22 protein-coding genes are annotated in these 26,418 nt (G+C 66.5%); 14 read left to right on the plus strand and 8 right to left on the minus strand.

Features of this window, described 5'->3' with window-relative positions:
* Positions 1-6: 6 nt before the first annotated feature.
* Entirely contained in the window at positions 7-873 is an 867-nt protein-coding gene (locus IE187_RS17675) for a Brp/Blh family beta-carotene 15,15'-dioxygenase (protein ID WP_229839482.1), read from the plus strand.
* Positions 870-2,492, plus strand: coding sequence for a phytoene desaturase family protein (gene crtI / locus IE187_RS17680; protein ID WP_189677341.1), 1,623 nt, complete (start codon positions 870-872; stop codon positions 2,490-2,492). Before IE187_RS17675 ends, crtI begins: the two co-directional genes overlap by 4 nt.
* On the opposite strand, the gene IE187_RS17685 is transcribed toward crtI, so the two are convergent.
* From IE187_RS17685 to IE187_RS17695, 3 genes are all read right to left on the minus strand, one after another.
* Positions 2,489-3,418 (minus strand): NAD(P)/FAD-dependent oxidoreductase, encoded by a 930-nt coding sequence (locus IE187_RS17685; RefSeq protein ID WP_189677342.1) that lies wholly within the window; start codon positions 3,416-3,418, stop codon positions 2,489-2,491. The two genes, crtI and IE187_RS17685, sit on opposite strands and share 4 nt — an antisense overlap.
* A 75-nt stretch (positions 3,419-3,493) precedes the next feature.
* Positions 3,494-3,919: a fasciclin domain-containing protein gene (locus tag IE187_RS17690; RefSeq protein WP_133187797.1), complete on the minus strand. Its 426-nt coding sequence runs from the start codon at positions 3,917-3,919 to the stop codon at positions 3,494-3,496.
* 366 nt (positions 3,920-4,285) lie between these two features.
* Positions 4,286-6,325: a M3 family metallopeptidase gene (locus tag IE187_RS17695; RefSeq protein WP_189677343.1), complete on the minus strand. Its 2,040-nt coding sequence runs from the start codon at positions 6,323-6,325 to the stop codon at positions 4,286-4,288.
* 145 nt (positions 6,326-6,470) lie between these two features.
* Here IE187_RS17695 and IE187_RS17700 point away from each other — a divergent pair, with 145 nt between their 5' ends.
* Positions 6,471-7,616: a glycosyltransferase gene (locus IE187_RS17700; protein WP_229839483.1), complete on the plus strand. Its 1,146-nt coding sequence runs from the start codon at positions 6,471-6,473 to the stop codon at positions 7,614-7,616.
* Here the strand turns inward: IE187_RS17700 and IE187_RS17705 are convergent.
* Genes IE187_RS17705 through IE187_RS17715 form a run of 3 tightly spaced genes read right to left on the minus strand, consistent with a single transcriptional unit; the run spans position 7,550 to position 11,636 of the window.
* Positions 7,550-8,461: a galactosyltransferase-related protein gene (locus IE187_RS17705; RefSeq protein WP_189677345.1), complete on the minus strand. Its 912-nt coding sequence runs from the start codon at positions 8,459-8,461 to the stop codon at positions 7,550-7,552. The genes IE187_RS17700 and IE187_RS17705 overlap by 67 nt on opposite strands.
* Entirely contained in the window at positions 8,458-9,618 is a 1,161-nt protein-coding gene (locus IE187_RS17710; protein WP_189677346.1) for a glycosyltransferase, read from the minus strand. The genes IE187_RS17705 and IE187_RS17710 overlap by 4 nt, the downstream gene beginning before the upstream one ends.
* Positions 9,615-11,636, minus strand: coding sequence for an HAD-IIB family hydrolase (locus IE187_RS17715; protein ID WP_189677347.1), 2,022 nt, complete (start codon positions 11,634-11,636; stop codon positions 9,615-9,617). The genes IE187_RS17710 and IE187_RS17715 overlap by 4 nt, the downstream gene beginning before the upstream one ends.
* Before the next feature lie 363 nt (positions 11,637-11,999).
* On the opposite strand from IE187_RS17715, the gene IE187_RS17720 reads away from it, so the two are divergent.
* The 5 genes from IE187_RS17720 (at position 12,000) to IE187_RS17740 (ending at position 17,082) form a co-directional block, all read left to right on the plus strand.
* Entirely contained in the window at positions 12,000-12,935 is a 936-nt protein-coding gene (locus IE187_RS17720; RefSeq protein ID WP_189677348.1) for a glycosyltransferase family 2 protein, read from the plus strand.
* On the plus strand, positions 12,932-14,143 hold the full coding sequence (locus IE187_RS17725) for a bifunctional PIG-L family deacetylase/class I SAM-dependent methyltransferase (protein WP_189677349.1): 1,212 nt from the start codon (positions 12,932-12,934) through the stop codon (positions 14,141-14,143). The genes IE187_RS17720 and IE187_RS17725 overlap by 4 nt, the downstream gene beginning before the upstream one ends.
* On the plus strand, positions 14,140-15,102 hold the full coding sequence (locus IE187_RS17730) for a glycosyltransferase family 2 protein (RefSeq protein ID WP_189677350.1): 963 nt from the start codon (positions 14,140-14,142) through the stop codon (positions 15,100-15,102). Before IE187_RS17725 ends, IE187_RS17730 begins: the two co-directional genes overlap by 4 nt.
* Entirely contained in the window at positions 15,095-16,159 is a 1,065-nt protein-coding gene (locus tag IE187_RS17735; protein WP_189677351.1) for an acyl-CoA dehydrogenase family protein, read from the plus strand. Before IE187_RS17730 ends, IE187_RS17735 begins: the two co-directional genes overlap by 8 nt.
* 260 nt (positions 16,160-16,419) lie before the next feature.
* Positions 16,420-17,082: a TenA family protein gene (locus tag IE187_RS17740; protein ID WP_189677352.1), complete on the plus strand. Its 663-nt coding sequence runs from the start codon at positions 16,420-16,422 to the stop codon at positions 17,080-17,082.
* Between the two features lie 144 nt (positions 17,083-17,226).
* Here the strand turns inward: IE187_RS17740 and IE187_RS17745 are convergent, their stop codons facing one another.
* Both IE187_RS17745 and IE187_RS17750 read right to left on the minus strand, forming a co-directional pair.
* On the minus strand, positions 17,227-17,619 hold the full coding sequence (locus IE187_RS17745) for a DUF1622 domain-containing protein (RefSeq protein ID WP_189677353.1): 393 nt from the start codon (positions 17,617-17,619) through the stop codon (positions 17,227-17,229).
* Positions 17,620-17,671: 52 nt separating this feature from the next.
* Entirely contained in the window at positions 17,672-19,087 is a 1,416-nt protein-coding gene (locus tag IE187_RS17750; protein WP_229839484.1) for a PAS domain S-box protein, read from the minus strand.
* Between the two features lie 229 nt (positions 19,088-19,316).
* Here IE187_RS17750 and IE187_RS17755 point away from each other — a divergent pair, with 229 nt between their 5' ends.
* From IE187_RS17755 to IE187_RS17780, 6 genes are all read left to right on the plus strand, one after another.
* Positions 19,317-19,586 carry a GlsB/YeaQ/YmgE family stress response membrane protein gene (locus tag IE187_RS17755; protein ID WP_189677354.1) on the plus strand — a complete coding sequence of 90 codons (270 nt, stop codon included), beginning with the start codon at positions 19,317-19,319 and terminating at the stop codon, positions 19,584-19,586.
* 84 nt (positions 19,587-19,670) lie between these two features.
* Positions 19,671-19,979: a hypothetical protein gene (locus tag IE187_RS17760; protein ID WP_189677355.1), complete on the plus strand. Its 309-nt coding sequence runs from the start codon at positions 19,671-19,673 to the stop codon at positions 19,977-19,979.
* A gap of 23 nt (positions 19,980-20,002) precedes the next feature.
* A complete protein-coding gene (locus tag IE187_RS17765) occupies positions 20,003-20,629 on the plus strand; it encodes a general stress protein (RefSeq protein ID WP_189677356.1) in 627 nt (208 codons plus the stop codon).
* Positions 20,630-20,944: 315 nt separating this feature from the next.
* The gene (locus tag IE187_RS17770) at positions 20,945-22,666 is read left to right on the plus strand and encodes a DUF1800 domain-containing protein (protein ID WP_268249526.1); all 1,722 of its coding nucleotides are present in this window, start codon (positions 20,945-20,947) and stop codon (positions 22,664-22,666) included.
* A gap of 1 nt (position 22,667) precedes the next feature.
* Positions 22,668-24,053: a DUF1501 domain-containing protein gene (locus IE187_RS17775; RefSeq protein WP_189677358.1), complete on the plus strand. Its 1,386-nt coding sequence runs from the start codon at positions 22,668-22,670 to the stop codon at positions 24,051-24,053.
* Positions 24,054-24,360: 307 nt separating this feature from the next.
* Positions 24,361-26,238, plus strand: a complete 1,878-nt coding sequence (locus IE187_RS17780) for an ABC transporter ATP-binding protein (protein ID WP_189677359.1) — start codon at positions 24,361-24,363, stop codon at positions 26,236-26,238.
* Positions 26,239-26,418: the final 180 nt, after the last annotated feature.

The following is a 26,418-nucleotide window of genomic DNA, read 5'->3' on the forward strand; positions in this document are numbered from 1 at the left end:
GATGTCGTGTATCCAGCCTATTGGATCGCGGCGGCCGGACTGATCGGGATGACGCTGATGGGCGTTCCGCTCACGCAAACCGCCGCCGCGCTGGTCTTTATCGGGGGCGGGCTCCCGCACGGGGCCTATGACATCGCGCTGTTGCGTCGATCGGTCGCACTCGACCGTGCGGGGCTCTGGCTCGCAATCGGCGGATATGTGGCGATCGCCGTGCTGATGGTCGCGCTGTGGATGACGCTGCCGCTGGTCGCTCTTGTGGTGTTCCTGGCGGTCGCATCGGTCCATTTCGGCGAGGATTGGCCGATGCTCGAAGAGCCGCTGCTGCGGTTTGCCGCGGGCGCCGCGGTGATTGCGGCGGCGACGCTTGGTCATCCCGCCGAGGTGTCCACGCTGTTCGTCGCGATGAGCGATCCGCGCGCGGCGGTCATTGCGCAAATCATCACCGCCGCAGCGCCGGTCGCGCTGCTCGTCACCGCGGTCGGCGTCGCGCTTGCGTGGCGCGATGGCAGCCGCCACTGGGCTGCGGCGATGAGTCTGTGCCTTGTCCTGCTCGTCATCCTCCCGCCCGTCACGGGCTTCGCGCTGTTTTTCGTCTTCCTCCATTCGCCGCGGCACTTGGCGCAGACCCGTTCGGCCTTACATGACATGACACTAGGGCGCTGGATCGGGACTGGCGCTTTGCTCTCCGGCCTCGCGATCCTTGGCTGGTGGGGCCTGCGTGGCTTGGTACCGTCCAACGTCGACGCAAGCCTGGTCGCGCAGGCGTTTCAACTGCTAGCGTCGGTGGCGGTCCCGCATTTGTTGCTCTCGCGCTGGATCGAAAGACGGCTTATCGCCGTGCCTTACTCTCACGAAAAGACATCGACCCCATGACCCGTCGTACTGCGATCGTAATTGGCTCCGGCATTGGCGGCATCGCGTGCGCGATCCGCTTGCAGAGCCTCGGCTTCGACACCAGGATCGTCGAACAACTCGATGATGTCGGGGGCCGCGCCTATGTCCGGCGCGCGGAGGGCTTCACCTTCGACATGGGGCCGACCGTGCTGACCGTGCCGCATTTCATCGAGGAACTGTTCTCGCTTGAGCGCGATCACGCGATGCTGGCGCAACCCGACTTTCCCGCCGACGTGCTTGCCGAAAAGCGCATTCTCGAAGGTGTCAGCGGTGGGCCCAACACCAGTCGCTATCTCGAGATCGTCCCCGTCCTGCCCTTCTACCGGATCTATTTCGACGACGGCACTTTCTTCGATTACGACGCCGACCCGGTCAACGTCCGCGCGCAGATCGCCCAGCTCGCGCCCGAGGATCTCGACGGCTACGAACGCTTCCACGAAGCCGCGCGTGCGATCTTCCAGCGTGGCTTCCTCGAGCTCGGCTACACTTATTTCGGCAGCCTCGGCTCGATGCTCGGCGTCGTGCCCGACTTGCTCAAGCTCGGCGCGGTCCAGCCGCTGTTCTCGCTCATCAGCAAATATTTCAAGAGCGACAAGATGCGGCAAGTGTTCAGCTTCGAGCCGCTGTTGATCGGCGGCAACCCGCTGAAGGTGCCCGCGATCTATGCGATGATCCATTTCGTTGAAAAGACCTGGGGCGTGCATTTCGCGATGGGCGGCACCGGCGCGCTGGTGAAGGCGATGGTGACCAAGTTCGAGGAGCTCGGCGGGACGGTACAGCTCAACGCCGAGGTTGCGCGGATCGACGTCGAGAAGCGCGGCAGCAAGCGCGTCGCGACGGGCGTGACGCTGGCGTCGGGCGAGCGGCTCGCCGCCGATCTCGTCGTGTCGAACGGCGATTATGCGACGACCTATCTCAAGCTGATCGACAAGGCGCATCGGCGGATCAATCGAGACGCGGTGGTCAAGTTCCGCAAGCAAAGCATGTCGCTGATGGTGATCTATTTCGGCTATCAGAAGCGCGACGGCGATCCCGACCTGCGCCACCACAACATCATCCTCGGCCCGCGCTACGAGGAACTGCTGACCGACATTTTCGAGCGCAAGATCCTCGCGGAAGACTTCTCGCAATATCTCCACATCCCGACGATGACCGACCCCAGCCTCGCGCCGCCAGGGCATCACGCGGCCTACACGCTGATCCCCGTCCCCAACACGCTCGGCGATGTCGACTGGGACGTGGTAGGCGACGCGTTCGCGCAGAAGGTGCTGACCTTCCTCGACGAGCGCGGCTACATCCCCGACCTCGGCGAGCGGCTGGTCTATCAGAGCTTCGTCACGCCCGACTATTTCGAGCAAGTGCTCGGCGCGTATGCGGGCAACGGCTTCGGGGTCGAGCCGCGGCTGACGCAGACGGCTTTCTTCCGCCCGCACAATCGCAGCGAGGACATCACCAACCTCTATCTTGTTGGCCAAGGCACGCAGCCGGGCGGCGGGACGCCGTCGGTGATGATGTCCGCGAAGATGACAGCACGCGAGATCGCGCGCGATTACGCCATCGATCCGGCGATCGTCGCGGGCGTCCCGGCGGCGCGCTAGGCTGGGCCGATCCGGTCGGCGAGCATCCGGCCGGACAGCCACGCGCTTTCGATCCGCGGCGCGACCAGCCAGTCGCCGACCGCGCCGATGCGCTTGGCGGGATTCCACAGCGCCCCGTGCTGTGTCGCCCTGACGCGGGCATAGCGCCAGCGGTGACCGATCCGGACGGTGGGCGGGGGCAGTGCGCGCGTGGCTTGGTCCGCCAGCGCGGCGAGCAAAGCGTCTACGACGCTCTCGGCCGCATCCTCGAGATGTAGGCGGGACCAGTCCGGCGTCGCCTGGAGCACCCAGGCTTCCCCAGCGCCGCGTCCGGGCTTGGCGCTGTTGCGGGCCGCCCAGCCGAGGATGCCGGTGTCGCGGAGAATGTCGGTTGCTATCGCGATCGGTTCGTCGAACGCCAGCATCGCGGTCCAGCACGGTGCCGACGGGCACGCCTGCGCCATCGCCGCCATCGCGGGATCATGCGCGACCAGCAGCGGTGCTGCCTGCTCGGCAGGCGTCGCGATCACGACCGCGTCGAACGCCATGTCCGAAGCAGGATCGAGCTTCCAGACCGCGCCGTCCTGGCGGATCGTGTCGACCTTGGTGGTCCAGTGGACGTCCAACCGCTCGGCGATGGCCTTGACCACCGCGCTCATCCCGGGCGTTCCGACCCAGGCATCGTCCCCCGCGCTCGGCCATGCCGCCGTGACGTTCGCGGCGGCCCACTGCGCGACTTGCGCGGCAAAGGCGGAATCGCGTGCCGTGAAATATTGCGCGCCGTGGTCGAAGGCGACGTCGCCGTCGGGTCCGGGCGCGCGCCGCGTCGCCATCCGCCCGCCGGGCCCGCGCCCTTTGTCGAACATCAGGACGGTGTGGCCGCGGGCCTGCAGCGTTTCAGCGCAGGACGCCCCTGCGATCCCTGCGCCGACGATGGCGATCTTCATTCGAGTTCCCGTCCGATAGGCACGACGTGTGACACCGGCGGCGCTATAAAGACCAAGCGCCGCCGGTGTCGACGGTCAGGCCTTGGGCAAGATCACGGCGTCGATGACGTGAATCACGCCGTTCGTGCACTCGATGTCGGCAGTGACGACCTTCGCGCCGTCGACGGTCACGCCATTCGTTCCATCGACATGGACGGTCGCACCGCCGGCAGTGGCCGGGTCGAGCACCTGGCCGGCGACATCAGCCGCCATCACCTTGCCGGGAACGACGTGGAGGAGGAGGATCGCGGTCAGCTGGTCCTTGTTCTCGGGCTTGACGAGCGTCTCGACGGTCCCTGCGGGCAGGGCTGCGAACGCGTCGTCCGACGGCGCGAACACGGTGAAGGGACCGGCCCCTTTCAGCGTCTCGACAAGGCCAGCGGCAGTCACCGCGGCGACCAGGGTCGAGAAGGAACCCGCAGCAACGGCGGTATCGACGATATCGTGGCGTGGATCGGTCATTATGGAATCCTTTGGCTGGGCCGGTGTCGCGCCTGAAGTCAGCGCATACCGCCTCTTGCGAGTTGGTATCGCTGCGCCCCGACGCTGCGTCGCCTTCCCATAGTGACAGCGGACTCCCAATACGGGCTTTGGCCCACCTTGGCGTTCACCTCTCCGATAATTGCCCCGGATATGCGATCCCGCCGTCCCCTTGATGCTGCTGCGTTGGGTGAAGGGGCCGTCACGCGGTGCAATCCGTACGCCCCTGTAACACAGCGAGCGCGCGATGCCGCGCCCATCGCGTTCGCGCTCAGGAGAACTAGCTCTCGAACGCGGCCTTGCTGAGATTGTCGAGCGTAGCCGATCCGCCGATCGGCAACGGTGCGATCAGCCGTCAGTGTGCATCGCTAGGCCATGACGGACGAGAATTGCCTGCGGGTCCGCATCGCGACCGCGGAAGGCGCGGAAGCTCTCTGCGGCTGGACGACTGGCGCCGCGCGAAAGCACCTCTTCGCGAAACAGAGCGGCGGTGGCGCGGTCGACCAATCCTGCCTCCGCAAAACGCTGGAACCCGTCCGCCGCAAGCACTTCCGCCCACAGATAGCTGTAATAGCCCGATGCATAGCCGCCGGCGAAGATATGGGTGAAGCCGTGCGGGAAGCGGTGCCATGCCGGTGGGTGGACCACCGCGACCTCGTCGCGCACCGCCTCGATCACCTCCATCGGGTCGCTGCCCAGCGTGCCCAGATGCAGCAGCAGGTCGAACAGCGCGAATTCCACCTGGCGGACGACGAACATGCCCGACAGGAACCGGCGCGCCGCCACCAGCGTGTCGAACACCCCGTCTGGCAACCGCGCACCGGTTTGGTGATGGCCCGACATGCCGCTCAGCACGTCGCGGTCCCAGGCGAAATCCTCCATCAACTGGCTCGGCAGCTCGATCGCATCCCATTCGAACCCGTTGGTGCCGGCAATGCTGGGACGATCGACGCGGGTGAACAAATGGTGCAGGCAATGCCCGGTCTCGTGCAGGAAGGTGACCACTTCCCGGTGGGTGAGCAGCGAAGGGCTTGCCTCGGTTTTCGGTGCGAAGTTGCAGACGAGATAGGCGACCGGCACCTGTCGTCTGTTGCCATCCTTCAGCCGCGGACGCGCCTGCGCCATCCACGCGCCGCCGCGCTTGCCGCTGCGGGCGTGCAGGTCGACATAGATACCGGCGATGACCGCGCCATCCTCGTCCGTCACGTCGTAATAGCAGGCATCGGGATGATAGACGGGCACGTCGGCGCGCGCGATCATGCGGATGCCGAACAGACGATCGAGCAGCCGCTGCCAGCCGGCGATGACGCGTTCGACGGGAAAATAAGCGCGCACCGCCTGCTCGTCGACGGCATAGCGCGCGGCGCGCAGCCGATCCGAGACATAGGCCAGATCCCAGGGTTGAAGCGCCGCGATCCCCAGATGGTCGGCGGCGTACCCCGCCAGCTCGGCATATTCGCGGGTCGCGGCAGGCTTCGCCCGGCGGCCGAGATCGCGGAGAAAAGCCAGCACCGCGCCGGCGTCGGGTGCCATCTTGGTGGCCAGCGACCAAGCGACCGGATCGGTGAAGCCGAGCAACCGCGCACCCTTGCGCCGCAGGTCCAGGATCGCCGCGATCCGGCTCGAATTGTCGAACTGGTCCGCATGCGGTCCCTGATCCGATGCGCGCGTGCCAAATGCGGTATACACCCGCTCGCGCAGGCCGCGGTCCTCGGCAAACGTCAGGACGGCGTTCACGCTCGGCATCTGGAGCGTCACGACCCATCCGGGCAGTCCGCGCGCGGCGGCCGCGGCGGCGAACATCGCCGTGTCGGCCTCCGAAATGCCGGCCAACAAGGCCGCATCCTCGACATGCTCGAACCAGGCGTCGGTCGCATCGAGCACGGCGTTGCCGAATGCGGTCGACAGGTGCGACAATTCGACCGAGATCGCCGCAAAGCGCGCGCGCTCCGCTGCCTCCAATGCGACGCCTGCCAAGGCGAAATCGCGGATCCTGTGCTCGACGGCGGCGCGGTCGGGATCCGCCAGCGCCGCGAATTCCGGGGTCGTGGTGAGCGCGACGAGCACTGCATACACCGCCTGATTCTGCATCACCTGCAGGCTGTTTTCGACCAACCTTTCCTGCCCGGCCACGAAAGCGGCGCGCAGTTCGGGCGTGTCGGCGACAGCGTGCAGGTGCGAAACCGCAGACCAGACCGCCGTGATCGCAGTGTCTGCCCGCTCGAGCGGCAACCATGCCTCGGCAAAGCTGCTCGGCTGCGTCGCAACGATCCGCGCAACCACCGCGCGATGGTCGGCAATGACCTTGTCGAGCGCGGGCGCAACGTGCTCCGGCCGGATATCGCCGAAACGCGGCAGGTCCAGCGTGTCGAGCAGAGGGTTCGTCATCGTTTCATCCACTTCAGGTTTCAAACCATCAACGCGGTATCGACGCCGTCGGCGGCAATCGCACGGGCTTTATTTCCGGCGAGGAGGGGCTCGGCTGTCAGCTACGCTGGTGGGCACCAAAGCTCGATTGGGGTGTTTCGACCTGATGACCATCTCCGAGCCCGTCAACGCAAACCGTGCCGCCACTCACGGACGTGCGCCCTTGCGGATCGCCGTTATCGCGCATCTTCGTCATCCGATTGCAATGCCGTTCATGGGCGGCATGGAAGCGCATTGTCATCAGCTCGTCACAGCGCTGGTCGCCCGCGGCCATGAGGTCACGCTGTTCGCCAGCGGCGACAGCGACCCTGCGCTGCCGCTTCACCCCATCGCCGAACGCCATTACGAGGCCGTGCTGCCGTGGGCGCAATGGCACGGAACACGCGACCTCACCGCATTCCAAGACGTCGCCTTCGGTCACGCCTGGGACGAGATCGCCGGAGGGGACTTCGATATCGTTCACAACAACACGATGCACCCGACGTTGCACGTGCTCGCCAAGCGCGATCGCAAACCGATGGTGACGTCGCTCCACGTCCCTCCTTTCGCGGGCCTCGCCGACTCGATCGCGGCCAATATTGCGGCCTGGATGCTTCAGACGACCACGTCGCAGGCGCATCTGGCCACGTGGTGGACTACCCCGCCCGACACTGCATCGGTCGTCCATAACGGCATCGACACCGCACGCTGGCAATTCCGCTCGACCGGCAACGGTCGGGCGGTCTGGGCGGGGCGCATAACGCCGAACAAGGGCACCGCCGTCGCGCTCGAGGCGGCGCGTCTGGCCGGCATAGGCCTGGACGTGATCGGGCCGATCGACTGCATGGATTACTTCACCGATCACGTCGCACCGCTGCTCGACGAGGCCCGGGTCTATCATGGCCATCTGGGCGGTGAGGCGTTGGTCGATGCGATCGGCGCGGCATCGGTCTTGCTCTCGACCCCGATGTGGGACGAACCGTTCGGCCTCATCGCCGCGGAAGCGCTCGCGTGCGGCGTCCCCGTCGCAGCGCTCGATCGCGGGGCGATGCACGAAGTCGTGGGCGATTGCGGCGCGCTCGCGACCGACGCGGCGACGCTTGCCGAGGCTATCGGTCGCGCCCGAGCGTTTCCGCGTGCCGCATGCCGGGACCGCGTGACACGCGAGTTCTCGCTGACATCGATGCTCGACGGGTATGCAGCCGCCTATGCCGCCGCGATCGCGGGCGCGCGCGCCTCGAGCTGCGCCAGCACGACCGAGGTGCTCGCATAGGGCTGGTCGGCCTGCTGGCGGGTCAGCGCCAGATCGTCCTCGCCGACCTCCCGCAACCGAACATGCTCGCCATCGCGCAGCGTGATCAAGCCCATCAGCGTGAACGCCTTGAGCCAATGCTCCATCGTGAAATGCCCCCATTTGTCGCGGAAGCGCGCGGCGTTGGCGATCACGCTGTCGATATGGTGGACGGGCGGCATGTGGTGCGGGTGGTATTGATGATAGACTCGCGCGCCGCGCACCCAGTTGATCGGCACGCCCGCGGTCATCGCGACGCGCCCGAAATCGGTGTCCTCCCCGCCGTAACCGACATAGCGTTCGTCGAAACCGCCGAGTGCGACGAACGTCGCGCGCCGCATCGCGAAGTTGAGCGACCAGAAACAGCGATAGTCGGTGCAATCGCCCAGCGCCTCGACCGGTGGCCCCGCCCGGTCCGAATGCTTGACCCCGATCGCGGCGAACCGGTCGAAATCGAGCCCCTCCGCGGTGGCGCCCGACGGCAGGTACAAGACCTCCCCCATCAGCACCGCGTCGACCGATCGCAACTGCGCCAGATAGTCCGCGACGAGCGACGGCTCGGGAATGCAGTCGACGTCGAGAAAGATCAGATGCTCACCGTGCGCTGCCTCGGCGGCGGTATTCCGCGCCGATGCCAACGGGATGCCGTCGGCCCCCATCAGGATTTGCCGCACCGGAAACCGTGTCTCGGGCAAGTCATACGCTTCGTTTTGCATCACCGCGATCACCAACTCGTCGGGCGTTTCCGTCTGCAGATCGAGGGCACGGACGACGTTGACCAAATGCGCCGAGCGACCATGGGCGAGCGTACAGATCGAGACGGTCATGACAGGCTTTCACAAAGGAGCTGATCGACAGGGGCGAGTTCGGGCGATGCCGCGACCCGGGGCGGCGCCCAGGCCGAGTCCGCGACGCGCGACAGCCATGCGGCGACATCCCGTGCCGCAGTGGCGTCGTAGAGCGCGCGTTGCCGCGACAGGTCGAGCGACGCAGCGTGCGCCCAGGCCTGGGTCCAGGCGCCGACATGCGACGGCCAATGCTCGAGCATGGTCGCCGCGCCGGCGTGATCGAGCATCCGCGCTTTCCACAGCTGTTCGTCGAAATAGCGCCATTCGGGCACGACGATCCACGGGCGCCCGACCGCCGCTATCATATGGACCGTCGTATTGCCGGCCGAGGAGACGACGCGATCCGCGGCCGCGATATACAGCGCGGGCGTATCGACCCACCCGAGATGCCGGAGGTTGCCGGGCGCCGTCGCGTGCCACTCGTGTTCGACCGACCCGATCGTCAGCCAGAGCACGTTCGGCTCGGCCCGCGCGCCAAGCGTGAGCGGGGTCGCGGGCGTGCCGCTACCCCCGCCCCCGGCGATCACGACGACGATCTCGGCATCGAGCGGCAGGCCAAGCGCAGTCCGCGCAGCGTCGCGCTCGATCGTGTCGACCGCAACCCCAACGCCTGGCGCATAGTGCGTCTTTGCGAGCATCCACGCCGGCCGCCCCGGCTGTTCGAGCGTCGGCGCATAGGGTGCCAAGATCCCCAGCGCCGATTCATACGCCGCCATATGCCCCGGATCGTTACGGTCGCCGTGCTGGAGGACGCTTATGCACGGAACCGACGCGATCCGGGCGAGCTGCGCGAGTTCGGCCGATACGTCGGTGATGAACAGTGCAGGCTGGGCGGTATCGAACCACGACGCGATGACCGCGACAGCGTGCGTGATGCTCTTCCAGCCGAGCGGCGCGCAATGGAGGTTCGCGGGCGTCGGTGCGTTTGCCAGACCGGCCGGTTCGTCGCCGACCGCTTCGAACAGCGACGGGATCGTGCGCACCGTGACGTTCGCGGCAAGCGGCGGGAAGATGTCGGCGCGCGCCGAGAAGAGCACCACCGGACGGTCAGCGGGCAAGGCATTGACGATCGCCGCGGCGCGCTCGGCATGGCCGCGCCCCTGATGATGGACGAAATAGCCGATCGGCCGCGTCATGCCGCGCGCGCCATGGCAAAGGCGCGCATACCCTCGACGACGCCGGCGGCATGCGCGCGGCGTGCGAGGTAGATCGTCGGACGCCCGATCAGTTCGGCAAGCTCGGTGCTGTAATTGGCGACGAGGATGCCGTTCTGGCACTGCGCGAGCATATCGAGATCGTTGCCGCTATCGCCGGCGGCATAGACCTGATCGGGTGCGACCCCCAAGGCGCGCGCCGCCCATTGCATCGCGGCACCCTTGCCGGCGCGCGTCGGAACGATGTCGAGCAACCGCCCGTGACTGTGGATCACGCGCACCGGCAGATCGGCGACCGCGCTGCGGATGGCAGCGACCACCGCGGGCTCCTCGGCGAAATAGCTGCGCTTGTGGCGGCGTTGCTCGACCGCCGGCTGGCGCTCGACGCCTGCAAGGCCCGAGACGCGCGCATCGACCGCTGCCGGATCCCAGCCGCGATCGATGTGCGCGGCATAGTCGGCGTCCGCGACGAGCCGCGCGCCGTGACGCCAGTAGATTTCGGCGCCGACCGAGGTGATCAGGACGTCGGGCGCGGGTTGCCCCCATTCGCCGAGCAATCGCTCGGCTTCCTGCAGCGACCGCCCGGTCGCGACACCGAAGGCGAGGTTGGGTTCAGCCTCGAGATACGCCGCCATGCCGAGTGCGCCGACGGTGCACCCCGTCAGCGTATTGTCGATATCGCAGAGCAATAACCGCGAGGGGCGCGGTTTCGCCGGGGCGACCGTGGCAAGACCCTCGACGATCGCGACGAACCGCGCCGCATAGCCATGCCAGTCGAGCGCCCGCGCATTTACGCGTCCGGCGCTCGACGCCCGCGCCCATGCCATCTCGTCGTCGAGCAATGTCGTGATCGCAGCCGCGAAGCTCGCGGGATCGCGCGGATCGGCGACCATGCCGTGGCCCAGTCGCGCGACGATGTCGGCAGGACCGCCGTGGCACGTCGCCACCACCGGCAGCCCGTGCAGGGCCGCTTCGGTCAGCGTCAATCCGTAAGGTTCGGTCAGCGCGGGATTGACGAAGATGCCCCGCGTTTCGCGGGCAAGCGCGTAAAGCGCGGCAACATCGTCGGCGGTATGGCGCTTCGGCAGCGCCAGCGTCCCGTAAAGATCGTGGCGGTCGAGTCCGGCCAGCAGGCCCGCGATCACGCTGCGCTGTTCATCCTCGCCCGTGTGGGGGCCGTCGCGCAGACCCGCGACAATCACCAGATTGGCGCGATCGCGTAGCCCGGCATCGGCCGCGAAAAGGTCGATCAGCCCGCCGAGGTTCTTTTTCGCAACGGGCCGTGCGATCGCGAGGATCATCGGCTTGTCGGGATCGCGCAGGAACGGCGCGATCAACGCGCGGGCGCGGGTCAAATCGCTTGGCGTGGTCTGCGCGAGCCCGGCCCCGGGCGGGACACAATGGATCTTTGCGGGGCACGCCGCGGGATACGCCATCAGCTGCCGCTCGGCCTCGTCGCGCGACGATGCAATAATCGCATCGGCGGCAGCGATCGCGCGATTCTCCTCGGCGATCCGCGACGCCATCGCCTCGCTAAGCCCCGTCGCATGGTTCGCCTTGTCGATGCCGAGCGAATGCGCGGTGTAGACGAAGGGAATGTCGAAACGATCGCGCACCGCCGCAGCGACGTCGGCCGCGTCGGCGAAATGGGCATGAATAACATCGGGGCGCCGCTCGAGCGTCGCGATGTGCGCGATCAACGCCTCGGCGAAAGCGGGACGATCGGCCGCCGCAGCGCCCTTGCAGAGGTATTGCCGATCGGCGGTTCCGATGCGACGGATCGCGAGTTTTTCGGTGATCGGCTCGAACGGGACCGCATAGGCTGCACCTAGAGTCCCGTCTTCGATCAAGCGCGTGACGATCTCGACCCGGTTGACATCGCCGCGTTGCGCCAACGCCTGGGCGGCCCCCAGCGCATAGGTAATATGTCCACCGGTATCTTCGGTCAGGCCGAATTCGATGGGCGGGCCTTTAAGGCACCCGCCAAGGGCAATCGACATGATGAACAAGGGACGCAAAACCTCAAGTCACGGGATAGGTGCTCCTGCCGGAGCCGACCCCATTAACGCAGGGTTCATGGTGAGGTTGCGCATGCGAACCCCAATTGCCCTGGATTTTATATTGATTTGCATCAGCGCGAAGGCTCCTACTCTTTAGTGGGCGGGTACTTCGACGCATGACATCGCCCTGCACTTACGGCCTGAGGCGTCGAATCCGCGAGACACGCGTTCAGCGGTGATGTGGAGGTCGAGAATGCGCGCAGAAAATAAAATACCCAGAAGACCTGGGCAGATTGGCATCGTCGAAATCGGGCACGATTGGATCCTTCGGACCGCTCTCATTTTCCCCGCGTCAGGTCGCCCATGCAAAGTCTCATAGCGATCCCGACCTACCAGCGCGCGCATCAGATCGTGCGTGCCGTCGAAGCGGCGTTGGCGCAATCGCAGCACGACGTCGGCGTCGTCGTTATCGACGATGGATCGACCGATGAAACCCAAGCCGCGTGTGCGCGGTGGTTCGGCCATCCCCGCTTCGGCTACATCAAGCTCGACCGGAACCTCGGCACGGCGGCTGCCAAGAATGTCGCGCTTGCGCTGCTTGCGTTCGATGCGATCACCTTCCACGATTCCGACGACATTCCGCATATCGACAAGCTGCTCCGCCAACAGCGCACGCTCTCGCGCTCGGGTCTTGTCGCTGCCGATTGCGCGCCCTGGCATCTTGCAGGCGGCGACCAGGTCGCGGATGCGCCGGCCGAGCTCGACCTGGTGCTGACCGCGCATCGCTTCGTCTCCGCGGATGGTCGCGCGGCGCGGATTGCCCGCACGCTGTCGCTGGTCGAGGATTTCTTCCCCAATCTGCAATTCTCTGCGGGACCGCCCGGCGACTGGGTGCTGATCAACAGCGGGTTGTTCCGACGTCATCTCTTCACCCGGATCGGCGGCTATGCCGAGAGCGTCGAGGAAGATCGCGACCTGCGGAACCGCGCGCTGATGGCGGGCGCGCATATCTGGTTCATCGACGATGTCCTGCTCGACAAATACGAGCAACCCGATAGCCTGACCGCAGCCACCGCGACGGGCTATTCGAGCACGCGGCGCAGAGACGATCGCGCAGCCTTATGGCAGAGGGTCGCCGACTGGCGTCCGGGAACCTCCCCCGCCCCGGTCCCGATCGATCTCGCCGACATGGGCATTGCCTTCGCGTCTTTGCCGAAACCCCTGGTCGTCGCGACCGATATCGCCCTGACGCCAGCGACGCGCGTCCGGCTCGACGCCATCGTGGCGGAACTCGCATGAGCCAGTCGCTGCTCGTCATAGCGCCGCATGCAGACGACGAAATCCTGGGCGCGGGGGCGATCATGGCGCGCGCCGCGCAGGCCGGTGCGCGGGTGGCCGTCATCGTCGCGACCGACGGCGCGGCGTCCGACCCCGGGCGCGACGCCACGACCTTGGCGAGCCTGCGGCGCGAAGAATGCCGGGCCGGGCTCGAGCGGATGCTGGTATATGTCCCCCCGCTCCTCTTCCTCGACCAGCCCGATGGCAGCCTGTCGAGCACCGCGATCCCCCGCCCCCATATGGCCGCACTCGCGGCATTTGTCGCTGAGGCGGCGCCGGATACGATTCTCGTCACCGATCCTGCTGACGGGCACGCCGATCACAAGGCCGCGTTCGGCCTCGCCAGCTGCATCATCGGCTCGGGTACCGGCCGGATGCTTCAAGTGATGCCGGTGAGCCAGCGAGTCGATCGCCGGTTCGACCCGACCGGCTATGACGCCATCCCGGTCGGGGATTTCGCCGCGCGCAAGCGGGCAGCCCTCAACTGTCACCGGAGCCAGCTCGACCCGGTTGCGGGATTTTCGCTCGCGCCCGACATTTGCGACGCGTTCACCACGGTCGAATATGTGCGGACCGCTTATGACCGCCTCGACCGGAGCAACGACGCGATCCCTGCCGCGCATTTCGATTCGCTGTTCACGCAGTCGCCCGACCCGTGGCGCTATGACAGCGAGCCCTATGAACGCGATCGGTTCCAGCGGACGGTCGCCGCGCTGTCCGGGCGCCGCTATCGCTCCGCGCTCGAACTGGGCTGCGCGAACGGCGCGCTGACCGAACAGCTCGCGCCGCTGTGCGACCGGTTGCTCGCGACCGACGCTTCGCTGACCGCACTGAGCGCCGCGCGCGATCGCATCGGTGCGCGCGCGAATGTCGTGCTCGAGCAACGGACGATGCCACAGGATATGCCCGACGCGCGCTTCGACCTGATCGTCGCGAGCGACATGCTGTATTATCTCGGCCTCGACGGCGTTGTCGCGCTGATGGACGCGATCGAGCGGTCTGCGACGCCCGATGCGCGCATCTTCCTGGCCAGCTATCTCGGCGAGACCGATACCGTCATCACCGGCGAGATGGCCGCCGAGATCGCGATCGCGCATCTTCCGGGCTGGACGCGGATCCACGCCGAACGCACCGATCGACTCAGGATCGACGTGATGGCCCGGGTATGATCAGCGATATCGTCGCCATCGCGATACCCGCTTACGATGAAGCCGACCGGATCGGGCGATGCCTCGACTCGCTCGCGGCGCAGGACGATCCCGGGCCGATCGTCGCGGTCGTCGTCGCCAACAATTGCAGCGATGCGACCGCCGCGATCGCGCGCGCGCCGCGCGCGATCCAAGTCCATGTCATCGAGCACGCCTTCGCCGATCACGAACGCGGCGCGGGTGCTGCGCGGCGCATGGCGATGGCGCAGGCTGCGCAGCTTGGGACGATCGTGCTCACCACCGATGCCGACTGCGTTGCCGATCGCGACTGGGTCCGCGCGCATCGCGCGGCCTTTGCGCGCGGCGCCGATGCGGTGGCGGGGCGGGTCAGCGCAGACTGGTCGGAATTGTCGCTCCACCCCGCCCCCGCGCTGCGGATCGGCGAGCTCGAATGGACCTATCTCGGCCTGATCGCCGAGGCCGAGCCGCTTTTCGACCCGCTCGTGCACGACCCCGCCCCCCGCCACGCCCAACGCTGCGGCGCCAATCTCGGCATAACCCGCGCGATGCTCGAGCGGGTCGGCGGAGTGCCAGCGCTGGCGACCGGCGAAGACCGCGCGCTGCTTGCCGCGGTCGAGCTGGCGGACGGTCGCATCCGCCACGATCGCGCGCCGCATGTCACGGCCTCGGCACGCCTGGTCGGACGCGCCGGCGGTGGCATGGCCGACGCGTTGCGCCTGCGGCTGGCGGCCGACTATCTGTGCGATGACCAGCTCGCGCCTGCCGATGCGCTGGTCGCGATGTGGCGAGCGCGTCATGCCGCACGCGCCGCATGGCGGGCCGATGCGACGGATCGATCGACCTTCGGCGCCGCGTGGGCGGCGACCGTGCGCAAATCGCATATCGCCCCCCGGCTGCGCCCGGCCGACCTCCCTGCCGAAATCGACCGCCTGCGCGACTGGATAGCCTCGAATGCCTGAGACGATATTGGCGGATGATCTGCTCGCGGCGATCCGCGCCGGCGACGAAGCGCTCGATCGCGGTTTGCGCGGGCCGGCCATCGAGCTCGCGCTGCTTGCAGACGCCGGCTTGCTCTTGGCGCCGTTACCCGTGGGTCGCGGTGGCCGTGGCTGGGGCACCAGCGCGGCGGGCGCCGAGCCGATGCTCGCGCTGTTGGCGACGCTGGGTGGCGCCAGCCTCCCGCTTGCGCGGATCTACGAAGGGCATGTCAACGCGATCAAGCTCGTCCTGCGCCATGGGGACCGGGACCAGCAGGACCGGGTCTGCGATGCGGTCGCTGCGGGCGCGATCCTCGGCGTCTGGGGAGCCGAGCGCGATCGACCGGTCAGCATCGGCGCAGGCGGGCTTCTGACGGGGGTCAAGACGTTCGCCTCGGGGCTCGGCGACGTGACGCTCGCTATCGTCACCGCGCGTGTCGCCGATGGGCTGCGGATGGTGCTGACCGACGCCACCGATCCCGCGCGCGGCGAAATCCTCGATTGGGACGTCGACGGCATGGTCGGGAGCCAATCGGGCCGGTTCGAGTGTACGGGGCTCCCGGCGGGGCCGGCAGACTGCCTCGGCGCGGTCGATGCGCTGTTCATCGAACCTGATTTCAACGGCGGAGTGTGGCGGTTGTGCGCTTGCTATGCGGGCGCGATGGAGCGGTTGGCGCGCTTGACCTCCCGCCAGGTGGACCGGACAGGCAGTCGCGGCGACCCGCTCGCCGCGCATCGGCTCGGGCATCTTGCGATCGAGGCGAAGGGCGCCGCATTGTGGGCCCGCGCCGCCTGCCTCGCGGTGGAAACCCCGCAAGCGCCCCCGGGCGAGGCGGTGGCGACCACTTTGTTCGCGCGCGAGGCGATCGAGCAAGCCGCAACGCGCATGCTGGCGTTGGTCGAGCGCATCAACGGCACCGCGATGCATCGCCGCGGCAGCGAGATCGGTCGGCTGTCGCGCGATCTTCGCCTGTATCTCCGCCAGGCCGATCTCGACGGGAAACTACGCGTCGCGACGGCGGATTGGTTCGTCGTTTAGCCAAAATCGAGCTGCCGGCCGGGCCTCGGCGCGGTCGGGATACCGGTCACGGTGCCCTACGTAAGACCAGCCGAAAAAGTTCGATGACGGACTCGAGGCAGCCTTGCCAAGCGTGCACTAGCCGCGGCCCGCGCCGCAATACGAACCTGCGCTATGACGGGAATGTCCCGGCGCGCCCCGGTCTGCTGCCGCAATCGGCGAGTGACGGCGGGCGCATCAGCCTGCATGGCGGTTGCAAGACTTTCAGGGAGGATCCTACGATGAGCTTTTGCGACGCGGTATGGGAAGACGTTGCCCCGCTGCGACAGTCCATCCTCGCGCAGCCGTTTCTCGCAGAACTCGCCGACGGATCGCTCCCGCCCGACAGCTTTCGGCATTACATCGTGCAGGACAGCCTGTATCTGGCCGAGTACGCACGCGTCCTGGCGATCGCCGCGGCGCGCGCCCCGAGTGCCGCGGCTCGGCTCGAATTTTCCGACGGCGCCAAGGTTGCGGTGCAGGTCGAGGAAATCCTGCACCAGACCTTCTTCGAACACTTCGATATCACCCCCGCAATGGTGGCCATGAGCGAGCCAAGCCCGGTCTGTCTCGGCTATACCGGATACCTTGCGAGCCTCGCTGCCACGCGGAGCTACAAGGAACTGATCGCCGGGATCCTGCCGTGCTTTTCGGTATATTGGGAGGTTGGATGCGCGATCAAATCGATCGCCGGATCGCCCAATCCGTACGAGGCGTGGATCACCACCTATGCCGACCCCGGATTTGGCGAAGCAACGCGTCGGGTCAGCGCTTTGGTGGATCACGCCGCAAGCGTTTCGACGCCATCGGTGCGCGCGGCAATGGCCAAGGCTTTTCGCACGGCCACCCGCTACGAATGGATGTTCTGGGATTCCGCCTATCGGCAGCTCGACTGGCCGATATAGCATTCGATGACGCCCGCCCCGTGTCGTCGGTACCGCCTTCACCCCATCTGAATCTGTTGGCTGACCCCGACCATCTGCCAGCGCTCGGCCGCGTATTCTGCTGTTCTACGGTTCGCTGCGTGCGAAATCGACCCGCCAAAGTGCTTAGCCGGGCGAGGTAGGGCCTTCCCGCTCGCTCCGGTTGCGGCCGGCGCGCTGCCAAGGCCAGCAGCCTTCGATCTCGGTCTCGAGCGAGAAGCTGAGAAAGGTCCGGATCACGATGATGCCGCCGAGCAGCGCAACGCTCTGGACGGTGAGCGGTGCGGTAATCGTCGAGATGATGTCCGCCCCGACCAGCAACTCGAGCCCGAGCAGGATGCCGCGACCGAGGTTGGACCTGCAGTCCTGATAGGCGGCCTGCCACTGGCCACTGCGCAATCCCGATCGCACGAACAGGACCGCCGCCAGCGCGACCCCGCCGATGATGATTCCGACGCCGACGAGTTCGAGCAGCTTGGCGAGCTGATCGACGAAGGCGTGCGCCCCTGCGGTGTTCATCCCATCCCTCCGCGCGCTTGCAGGTCGCGCCTTTCGAAGGACCGCGTCGCGCTCACCCTTCGATGCCCCGTTCGCGTGCCCAGACGATCGCCGCACTGCGGCGGTTGACGCCGATCTTCGCGTACAACCGCGCCACATGGTTGCGCACCGTGTTGCGCGACAGCGCGAGCTTTTCGGCGATGCCGCTATCGTCGACGCCCTGGCAGATCAGTTCGAGCACCTCTCGCTCGCGTGGGCTGATATCGGCAGCATCCTTTTTCACCAGTGCCGCGCCGCGCGGGCCTCGCAGCGTCGCCAATTTGTCCATGATCGAGCGACTGAGCCAGTTGGCGTCCTTCATCACCGCCTCGATCGCCTCGACCAGTTCCAGCTCGCTTCGCCGACGCGCGCTGATGTCCTGATAGAGCCAGAGCACGCACTCGTCGCTGCGCACGCTGATCCGTTCGGCCGAGACGATGCAATCGACCGGCGCGCCGTCCTTGCCGATCACGCGGACGTCATGCCCGCGAAAGCCGCTGCGCGACACGATCTCCGCCTCCAGCCCCTCGCGCTGCGCGGCGTCGTTCCAGAGCTGCAGATCGTCCGCGACCCTGCCGATGGCATCGTGCCCGGAATAGCCGGTCAGGCGCCGGAACGCGTCGTTGACGTTGATGATGCGATAGTCGTCGCCCTTGGTCACCACCATCGCGACGGGCGCCATGTCGAACACCGTCGCGAAATGCTGCTCGCTGGTCTGAAGGGCACGCTCCGCCCGGCGGCGCGGCTCGAGATCGGCGAAGGTGAACAGCAGGCACGGGTCGTTTTCGACCTCGATCGGCTGGCCGGCAAGGATGACGAGCTTGGTCGATCCGTCAGCGAGCGGCAGCTCGGCCTCAAGCTGCGGGATGACCTTGCCCGCCGCGACGCAGTCCTTGACGTGTTCGCGCCGATCGACGTTGGCCAGAAGGTCGAGCTCGAACAGGCTGCGACCGACGATGTCGCCGCGATGATAGCCGCCGAGATCGAAAAAGCCCTGATTGGCGCGGACATAGCGCTGGTCCGACACGCGGACGATGATCGCGGGTGCGGGATTGGCCTGGAACATCGCCTCGAAGCGGTCCTCTGCGTCGAAGCGCTCCGACACGTCGTGGATGACCAGCGCCAGGCAGTCGGGTTCGCCGCCATCGTCGTCCATCGCGACGTCGCGCACTTGATGGACCCAGCGCGGCGTGTTGCTGCCGAGCGGCGCGACATCGACGATCAGGTCGGGGAAGCTCTCGCCCGCGAGCAAGCGCACGAGCGGATATTCGCGGCGCGGCAGGCGGCGCTGGTCGCGGTAGCGCAGGCAGAAGCGCTGCGCATAATCGTCCGCCGTCGCGCCCAGATCCTCGACCGTGTCGATGCCGTGCATCTCCAGCGCTGCGGCATTGGCGCTGAGGATGACGCCGGTCGGGTCCATCAGAATGACGCCGGCGAGCAGACTTTCCATCAACTGCTCGAGATGATGGAGCGTGGGACCGTGAACGGGGCGATTTGTGCGAGAGATCATCGTGTCGAAGCGCAACACAGCGCTGCAAGTTCCCTCGCCAGCGCGGCAATCTACCAATCGTGCTGATGCGAAACAACCAAGCCGAGCGGTGGCCGCGGATGACGGAACTGGAACATCGACGCCTTCCCCTTGGTTTTAGTCGCCTTACCAAAACTGGAGGGCTTTACCTATGAATCTTATCATTCTTCTCGTCGTCGGCGGGCTCATCGGCTGGGTTGCCAGCATGATCATGCGGACCGACGGCCAACAGGGAATCATCCTCAACGTCGTCGTCGGGATCGTCGGCGCGCTGCTCGCCGGGTTCATCATCACCCCGCTCATCGGCGGCGCGTCGATCATGGATGGCGCGATCAACATCCAGTCGATCCTGGTGTCGCTGCTCGGCGCGGTCGTGTTGCTTGCGATCGTCAACCTTCTTCGTCGCGGCACCGTTCGCTGAGGGACAACGCGGCGATCCGGCTCCGGATCGCCGCGGCATTTTTAGGATCGCGGTGCAGTCGGCACCGATCACAGGAGAGCAATCGTGAAGCGTATCATTTTGGCCGCCGCCGCCGTCGCGGCATTGTCGTCGAGCGCGCTCGCGCAGTCCGCGCATCCCGGATCGCACAACCCAGCCATCAAGGACAGCGACGTCGGTCATGTCGCGACCCCGGCAAGCGGCAGCAATTCGTTCACCGAAGCGCAGGCCCGCGGTCGGATCGCCAAGGCCGGCTATGCCAGCGTCTCGAAGCTGGCGAAGGACCGCGACGGCGTCTGGCGTGGCGTGGCGATGCGCCATGGCAAGCGGGTGCAAGTCGGGCTCGACTATAAGGGCAACGTTACAACCCGCTAAGCGACACCTTCAGGAGAGACATCATGACCAAGACCATCACCCGCCTGTTTGATAGCTATGCCGACGCGACCAACGTGGTGAACGAACTCGAACGGCTCGGCGTCCCGCACGACCACCTCAGCATCATCGCCAACTCGCGCGACCATACCGACCGTGACGGCACGACCGGCATCGACGACGTCAATGACGACGGTGACGTGACGCGTGGCGCCTCGACCGGCGCGCTGCTGGGCGGCGCGGGCGGCTTGCTCGCTGGCCTCGGTCTGCTCGCAATCCCAGGCCTGGGTCCGATCGTGGCGGCGGGCTGGCTCGCGTCCACTGCGGTCGGCGCTGGGATCGGCGCGGCCGGTGGCGCAGCAACCGGTGGGGTCGTCGGGGCGCTGAAGGAAGCGGGCCATACCGAGGAAGAGGCAAACGTCTATTCCGAGGGCGTACGCCGCGGCGGCACCTTGGTCAGCGCTCGAGTCGATGATGCGCTCGTTGCAGATGCCGAGGCGGCGCTTGAGCGCAACAAGTCGGTCGAGGCCACCACGCGCGGCGCCGCCTATCGCCAGTCGGGCTGGAACAGCTTCGACGACACGGCGCCCGCCTACACCGACGACGACGTTGCGGCCGAGCGCGCGCGCTACGGCAACACGTCGAGCCTCTGATCGCGCAGACGGTCCGTCCTTTAGGGGACGGACCGTACTTGCAGCACCAAGCCCCAGGCATGTCCTCTCGGTCGTGCTGAGCAGCGTCCCGCTACCAGTCCGCCCCCTCACCCTGTTGGGGCGTTTGAAGCTGGTCTGCTTTGCGTCGGCCTCTGACCCGCGATCAAATATGACGTTTTTCGTTTCATCGCGCAGTCGAGATCGAGTGACGTGGCGCCACAACTGCCGTTAGGCCTGTCATGATCTTTCGAGCGCATGGCACTTGCGCGAACCAGCATTCCAGGCGCAAAGACAGGGCGTGGTGGGGTGATGGTAATGCGAATTTCGGACACCGTGTTGTTGCCGCGCCCTAGCGATGATCGCGTTGCGGATGCTGATTTCGACTCAGGTGGCATCGATCGATCGTCTCTCCTCAAGGCGATCGGCGCGCTGACCCCCGCCGTCGCGCTGGCGGCATGTGGCGGCGATGGTGGCTCCAGCGCATCCAGCAGCAGCCCGCCGCCCCCGATCGTGGTGGCGCAAGCAATCACGTCCAGCCAGGCGAGCCGCTTTCTAGCGCAATCAACGATGGGTGCGACGCGCGCCATGATCACCGAGGTCGTGTCGTCCGGTTTCGATGGCTGGTTGACTGCACAGTTCGCGCGAGCCCGGACGACGACGCATTGGGACTGGCTGGTCGCAAACGGTTACAATGCCGCCGCCAACATCAATAGCCAAACCGGCTTCGATCCGACGATGTGGCGTGGGATGATTTCCGACCCCGACCAGGTGCGCCAGCGCGTCGGCATGGCGTTGCTCGACATGCTGGTGGTTGGCATCGACGGGGTGAACGTCAACTGGAAGGCGTTTGCGACGGCCGCCTATGTCGACGTGCTGCTCGACAACGCCTTCAGCACGTATCGCCAGATCCTTGGCGCGATCACTACCAATCCCGCGATGGGATCGTTCCTCACCTTCCTCGGTAATCGCAAGGCCAATGCGACGACGGGATCGCAGCCCGACGAGAATTACGCGCGCGAGCTGATGCAGCTGTTCACGCTGGGGCTCTACCAGCTCAACATGGACGGCAGCATCAAGACCGCGAACGGTGCCCCGCTCGAGACCTATACCCAAGCCGACGTCTCGGGCCTCGCGCGCGTGTTCACCGGCCTCTCGCTCGCCTCGAGCAGCACGACCACGCCCGATGTCTACCGAGCCCCGCTGGTGATGAACGCGGCGCTCAACGAGACCGGGAGCGCCAGCTTTCTCGGCACCAGCGTGTCGGGTGGCGGCATGGCGGCGGTCAACACCGCGCTCGACACGATCTTCGCGCATCCCAACGTGCCGCCCTTCGTCTCGAAACAGCTCATCCAGCGATTGGTCACGAGCAATCCCTCGCCGGGCTATATCGGGCGCGTGGCGGGAGTGTTCGCCGACAACGGCAAGGGCGTGCGCGGCGACATGCAAGCGGTGCTCCGCGCGATCCTGCTCGATACCGAGGCGCGCAGCGACGCCACGCTGAGCGCGACCGCCGCGGGCAAACTGCGCGAGCCCGTGCTGCGACTGACGAGCTGGGCGCGCGCTTATGGTGTCACATCGCCGTCTGCCGCCTGGGCGATCGGCGACACGTCGAGCACGACGACACGGCTCGGCCAGGCGATGGGGCGCAGCCAGACGGTCTTCAACTGGTTCCGCCCCGGCTACACCCCGCCCGACACCGCGATCGCCACCGCCGGGCTGGTTGCGCCCGAGTTCCAGATCACCAACGAACAGTCCGTCGTCGCCTATGTCAATTTCATGCAGACGCTCGTCGCCAGCGGGATCGGCGACGTGAAGGCCGACTATACCGACATCCTGACCAAGGCATCGGATAGCGCAGCGCTGGTCGACGAGGTCAACGCGGTGCTGGCGGCGGGGCAATTGTCCGCGACCACCATCGCTTCGATCAAGAGCGCGGTCGACAGCGTCGCGGCGACCGCGACCAACGGAGCGAGCACCCGTGTTCAGATCGCGATCCTCCTGGCGCTTGCGTCGCCCGATTATCTGACGGTGAAGTGACATGAGCGTTTTCGATCACGATGAGTCACGGCGCGCATTCCTTCGCCGGTCGGCGCAATTGGGGCTGGCGGGCGTTGCGACACCCTTCGTCACCAGCCTGGGCGCAATCGGCGAGGCCGCGGCGGCGACGGCGGGCGATTACAAGGCGCTGGTCTGCATCTTCCTGTACGGCGGCAACGATTACGCCAACACGCTGCCACCCTACGACGCGGAGAGCTATGCGCTCTATCAGGCGCAGCGCTCGAACATCGCGCACGCCCGCGATGCGCTCGCGGCAACCGCGCTGAGCCCGACGAACAGTCTCGGCGGGCGGCAATATGCGATGGCGCCGACGATGGCGTCGCTCCTCCCGGTGTTCAACGCCGGCAAGATGGCGGTCGCGCTCAACGTCGGCACGCTCGTTCAGCCGACGACCAAGGCGCAGTACAGCGCCGCCTCGGTCCGGCTGCCGCCGAAATTGTTCAGCCACAACGACCAGCAAAGCTATTTCCAGGCATCGAGCCCCGAAGGCGCGACCTCGGGCTGGGGCGGGCGGATGGGCGATCTGTTCGAAAGCGGCAACGGCACCGCGACGCTGACGTGCATCAATGCCAGCGGCAATGCGGTGTACCTCGCCGGCAAACAGGCGATCCAATATGCGATCGGCACGGGTGGCCCGACCGCGCTGATCAACAATGCGACGAGCCTATACGGCTCGCCCACCGCCGCGTCGACGCTGCGCACGCTGATGACCGCGTCCTCAGGCAACATCCTCGCGAACGAACACGGCAAGGTCAGCGCGCGGGCGCTCAACCTCTACAGCCAGGTCTCGAGCGCGCTGGCGAGCGCACCCGCGGCGAACTTCCCGCTCTTTCCGACGACCAACTCGCTCGCGCTGCAATTGCGCATCGTCGCGCAGATGATCTCGGTGTCGCAAACGCTGAGCGCCAAACGGCAAGTGTTCTTCGTTTCGCTCGGCGGCTTCGACATGCACCAGAACCTCGCCACCGCGCACCCAACGCAGATCGGGCTCGTCGCCGATGCGATGCGCGCGTTCTACGACACGACCGTTGCGCTGGGCGTTTCCAACCAAGTGACCGCCTTCACCGCGAGCGATTTCGGCCGCACGCTCGTGTCGAACACCAGCGGTGCCGATCATGGCTGGGGGTCGATGCACTTCGTCATGGGCGGCGCGGTCAACGGGCGGAAGATCTACGGCACCCCGCCGGCGATCGGCAACGGCACCGCCGACGATGTCGGGCAAGGCCGCTTGCTGCCGACGATTTCGGTCGATCAATATGCCGCGACACTCGCGAGCTGGTTCGGCGTGTCGGCCGGCGCCATGCCGACGGTGTTGCCGAACATCGGCAATTACAATCCGTCGTCCTGGAATCTCGGTTTCGTCTGATTTCAGCGTAGGAGTCGCGGCGTCATCGTGGAGCGGATCCCTGCCAATTGACCCGCAAGCCGTCTCCCCCGACTGCATTTCCGGCCAACTTTAGACACGCATTCATCGGTCGCGCACGTCGGTCTCTTCGACGAGCAGGTGTCGGCGCCGTTCGGCTCGGATCGAACTGCTCGCAGCATCGAGGGGGAAACTTCGAGTACCCCTGCCAACCCAGGGACCGATTGTGTATCGGGTGCGTATGCAGATGACGTTATCCCCTTCCCGACCCCGGTACGAAGCGGCCAGCATGTCGTCCCGGAACTGTTGAATGGCGCTCGGCGTCAGACAGGGTCGTGGCGGTGTTCCGCCCCGGCCGACCAGCTGGCGCGAGCGGCTCGGTGCGTTGCGCAACCTGCCACCGTTCCTTGCAATGGTGTGGGACAGCAGTTGGCAGCTGACCGCCACGACCGTGGCCGTACGGTTGGTGCGTGCACTGCTTCCGGTGGCGACGCTGTTTGTCGGCAAGCTCATCATCGACGAGGTCGTGCATTTAAGTCACCTCGCGGTTCGCCCCGATAGCCTCGCGGCTTGGCTGGGCTCCGGTCTGCTCGGCCGGCTCGAGGTGCTCCTGCTGGTCGAGTTCGCTCTGGCGGTCGCCTCCGATCTCCTCGGCCGGGCCGTCTCGTTGGTCGACGGGCTGCTCTCCGACCGTGTCAGCAACGACGCGAGCGTACGGCTGATGGAACACGCCGCCACCCTCGATCTCGCCGACTTTGAAGACGCGGCCTTCCAGGACCGCATGGATCGCGCGCGCATGCAGGCGAGCGGGCGCATGTCGCTGATGGGGCAGCTGTTCGGACAGGTACAAGACATCGTCACGGTATTGAGCTTCGCCGCCGGCCTGGTCGTCTATGCGCCGTGGCTGATCGTCCTGCTCGCCATCGCGCTGGTACCCTCGTTCCTCGGCGAGGCGCACTTCAACGCGCTGAGTTACGCGCTCAGCTACGTCCGCACGCCGCAACGCCGCGAGCTCGATTATGTCCGACAGGTCGCGGCAAGCGCGGACACGGCCAAGGAGGTCAAGATCTTCGGCCTCAGCCCGTTCCTGATCGACCGGTATCGCACCATCTCACGCGACACCTACCAGGCGAGCAGGCGGTTGGCGCTGCGCCGCGCAGTCTGGGGATCCGGCTTCACAGCCCTCGGCACGGTCGCCTATTACGCCGCCTACGCCTACATCGCCTGGCGCGCGGTGAACGGGGTCATCACCATCGGCGACCTCACCTTCCTCGCCGCCTCGTTCCTGCGACTTCGTGGGCTATTGGAAAACTTGCTCACCGGCTTTTCCTCGACCGCTGGGCAGGCATTGTACATCGACGACCTGTTCTCCTTCTTGCGGACGGAGCCGGGCATCCGCTCGCCCGCAGGAGCGCTGCCGTTTCCCGATCCGGTCCGGCAAGGCTTCGTCTTCGAGGATGTGGGCTTCCGCTATGCAGGTGCCGAACGATGGGCGGTGCGGCATCTGTCGTTCACGTTAGCGCCGGGCGAGGTGCTAGCGTTGGTCGGCGAGAACGGAGCTGGCAAGACCACCCTCGTGAAGCTGCTCTCGCGGCTCTACGATCCTGTCGAGGGCCGCGTCCTGCTCGATGGACGCGACCTGCGCGACTACGACCTCGACAGCCTGCGCGCCGCGATCGGCGTGATCTTCCAAGACTTCGTCCGCTATAATCTGCCCGCCGCCGACAACATCGCGGTCGGCCGCATCGACGCGCGGGGCGATCGCACGCGGATCGAGGCTGCGGCATCCGCCGCGCTCGCGGACGGTGTGGTTGCCAACCTACCGAACGGCTATGACCAGATGATCGGCAAGCGGTTCCAGGGCGGCGTCGACCTGTCGGGCGGCGAGTGGCAGAAGATGGCGATCGCCCGCGCCTATATGCGCGACGCCCAAGTGTTGATTCTCGACGAGCCCACGGCGGCGCTTGATGCGCGAGCGGAATATGAGGTGTTCAAACGGTTCCGCGAGTTGAGCGCCGGACGCTCGGCCGTGCTGATCTCGCACCGCTTCTCCAGCGTGCGAATGGCGGATCGGATCCTCGTCCTCAGCAACGGTCGTGTCGAGGCATCCGGGACCCATGGCGATCTGCTCGCTGCCGGCGGCCGCTATGCCGAGTTGTTCGAACTCCAGGCCGCGGGCTATCGGTGACGGGCACCTGCCCGAATTCCAGTACCCAGCACTCCGCGTTGGCGGCACCTTGAACCTTATGCGCTGAATGGGGCCGCGGCGGCCTATGTCCTCCTCACTCACGCGGACGAACGAAATTGCGTTGCGGGCGAAAGTGCCGAGCGGCTCGTCCGGCTCCGACAGCACAACCTTCCCGTTCGT

Source organism: Sphingomonas glacialis, from assembly GCF_014653575.1.
GTDB lineage: Bacteria > Pseudomonadota > Alphaproteobacteria > Sphingomonadales > Sphingomonadaceae > Sphingomonas > Sphingomonas glacialis.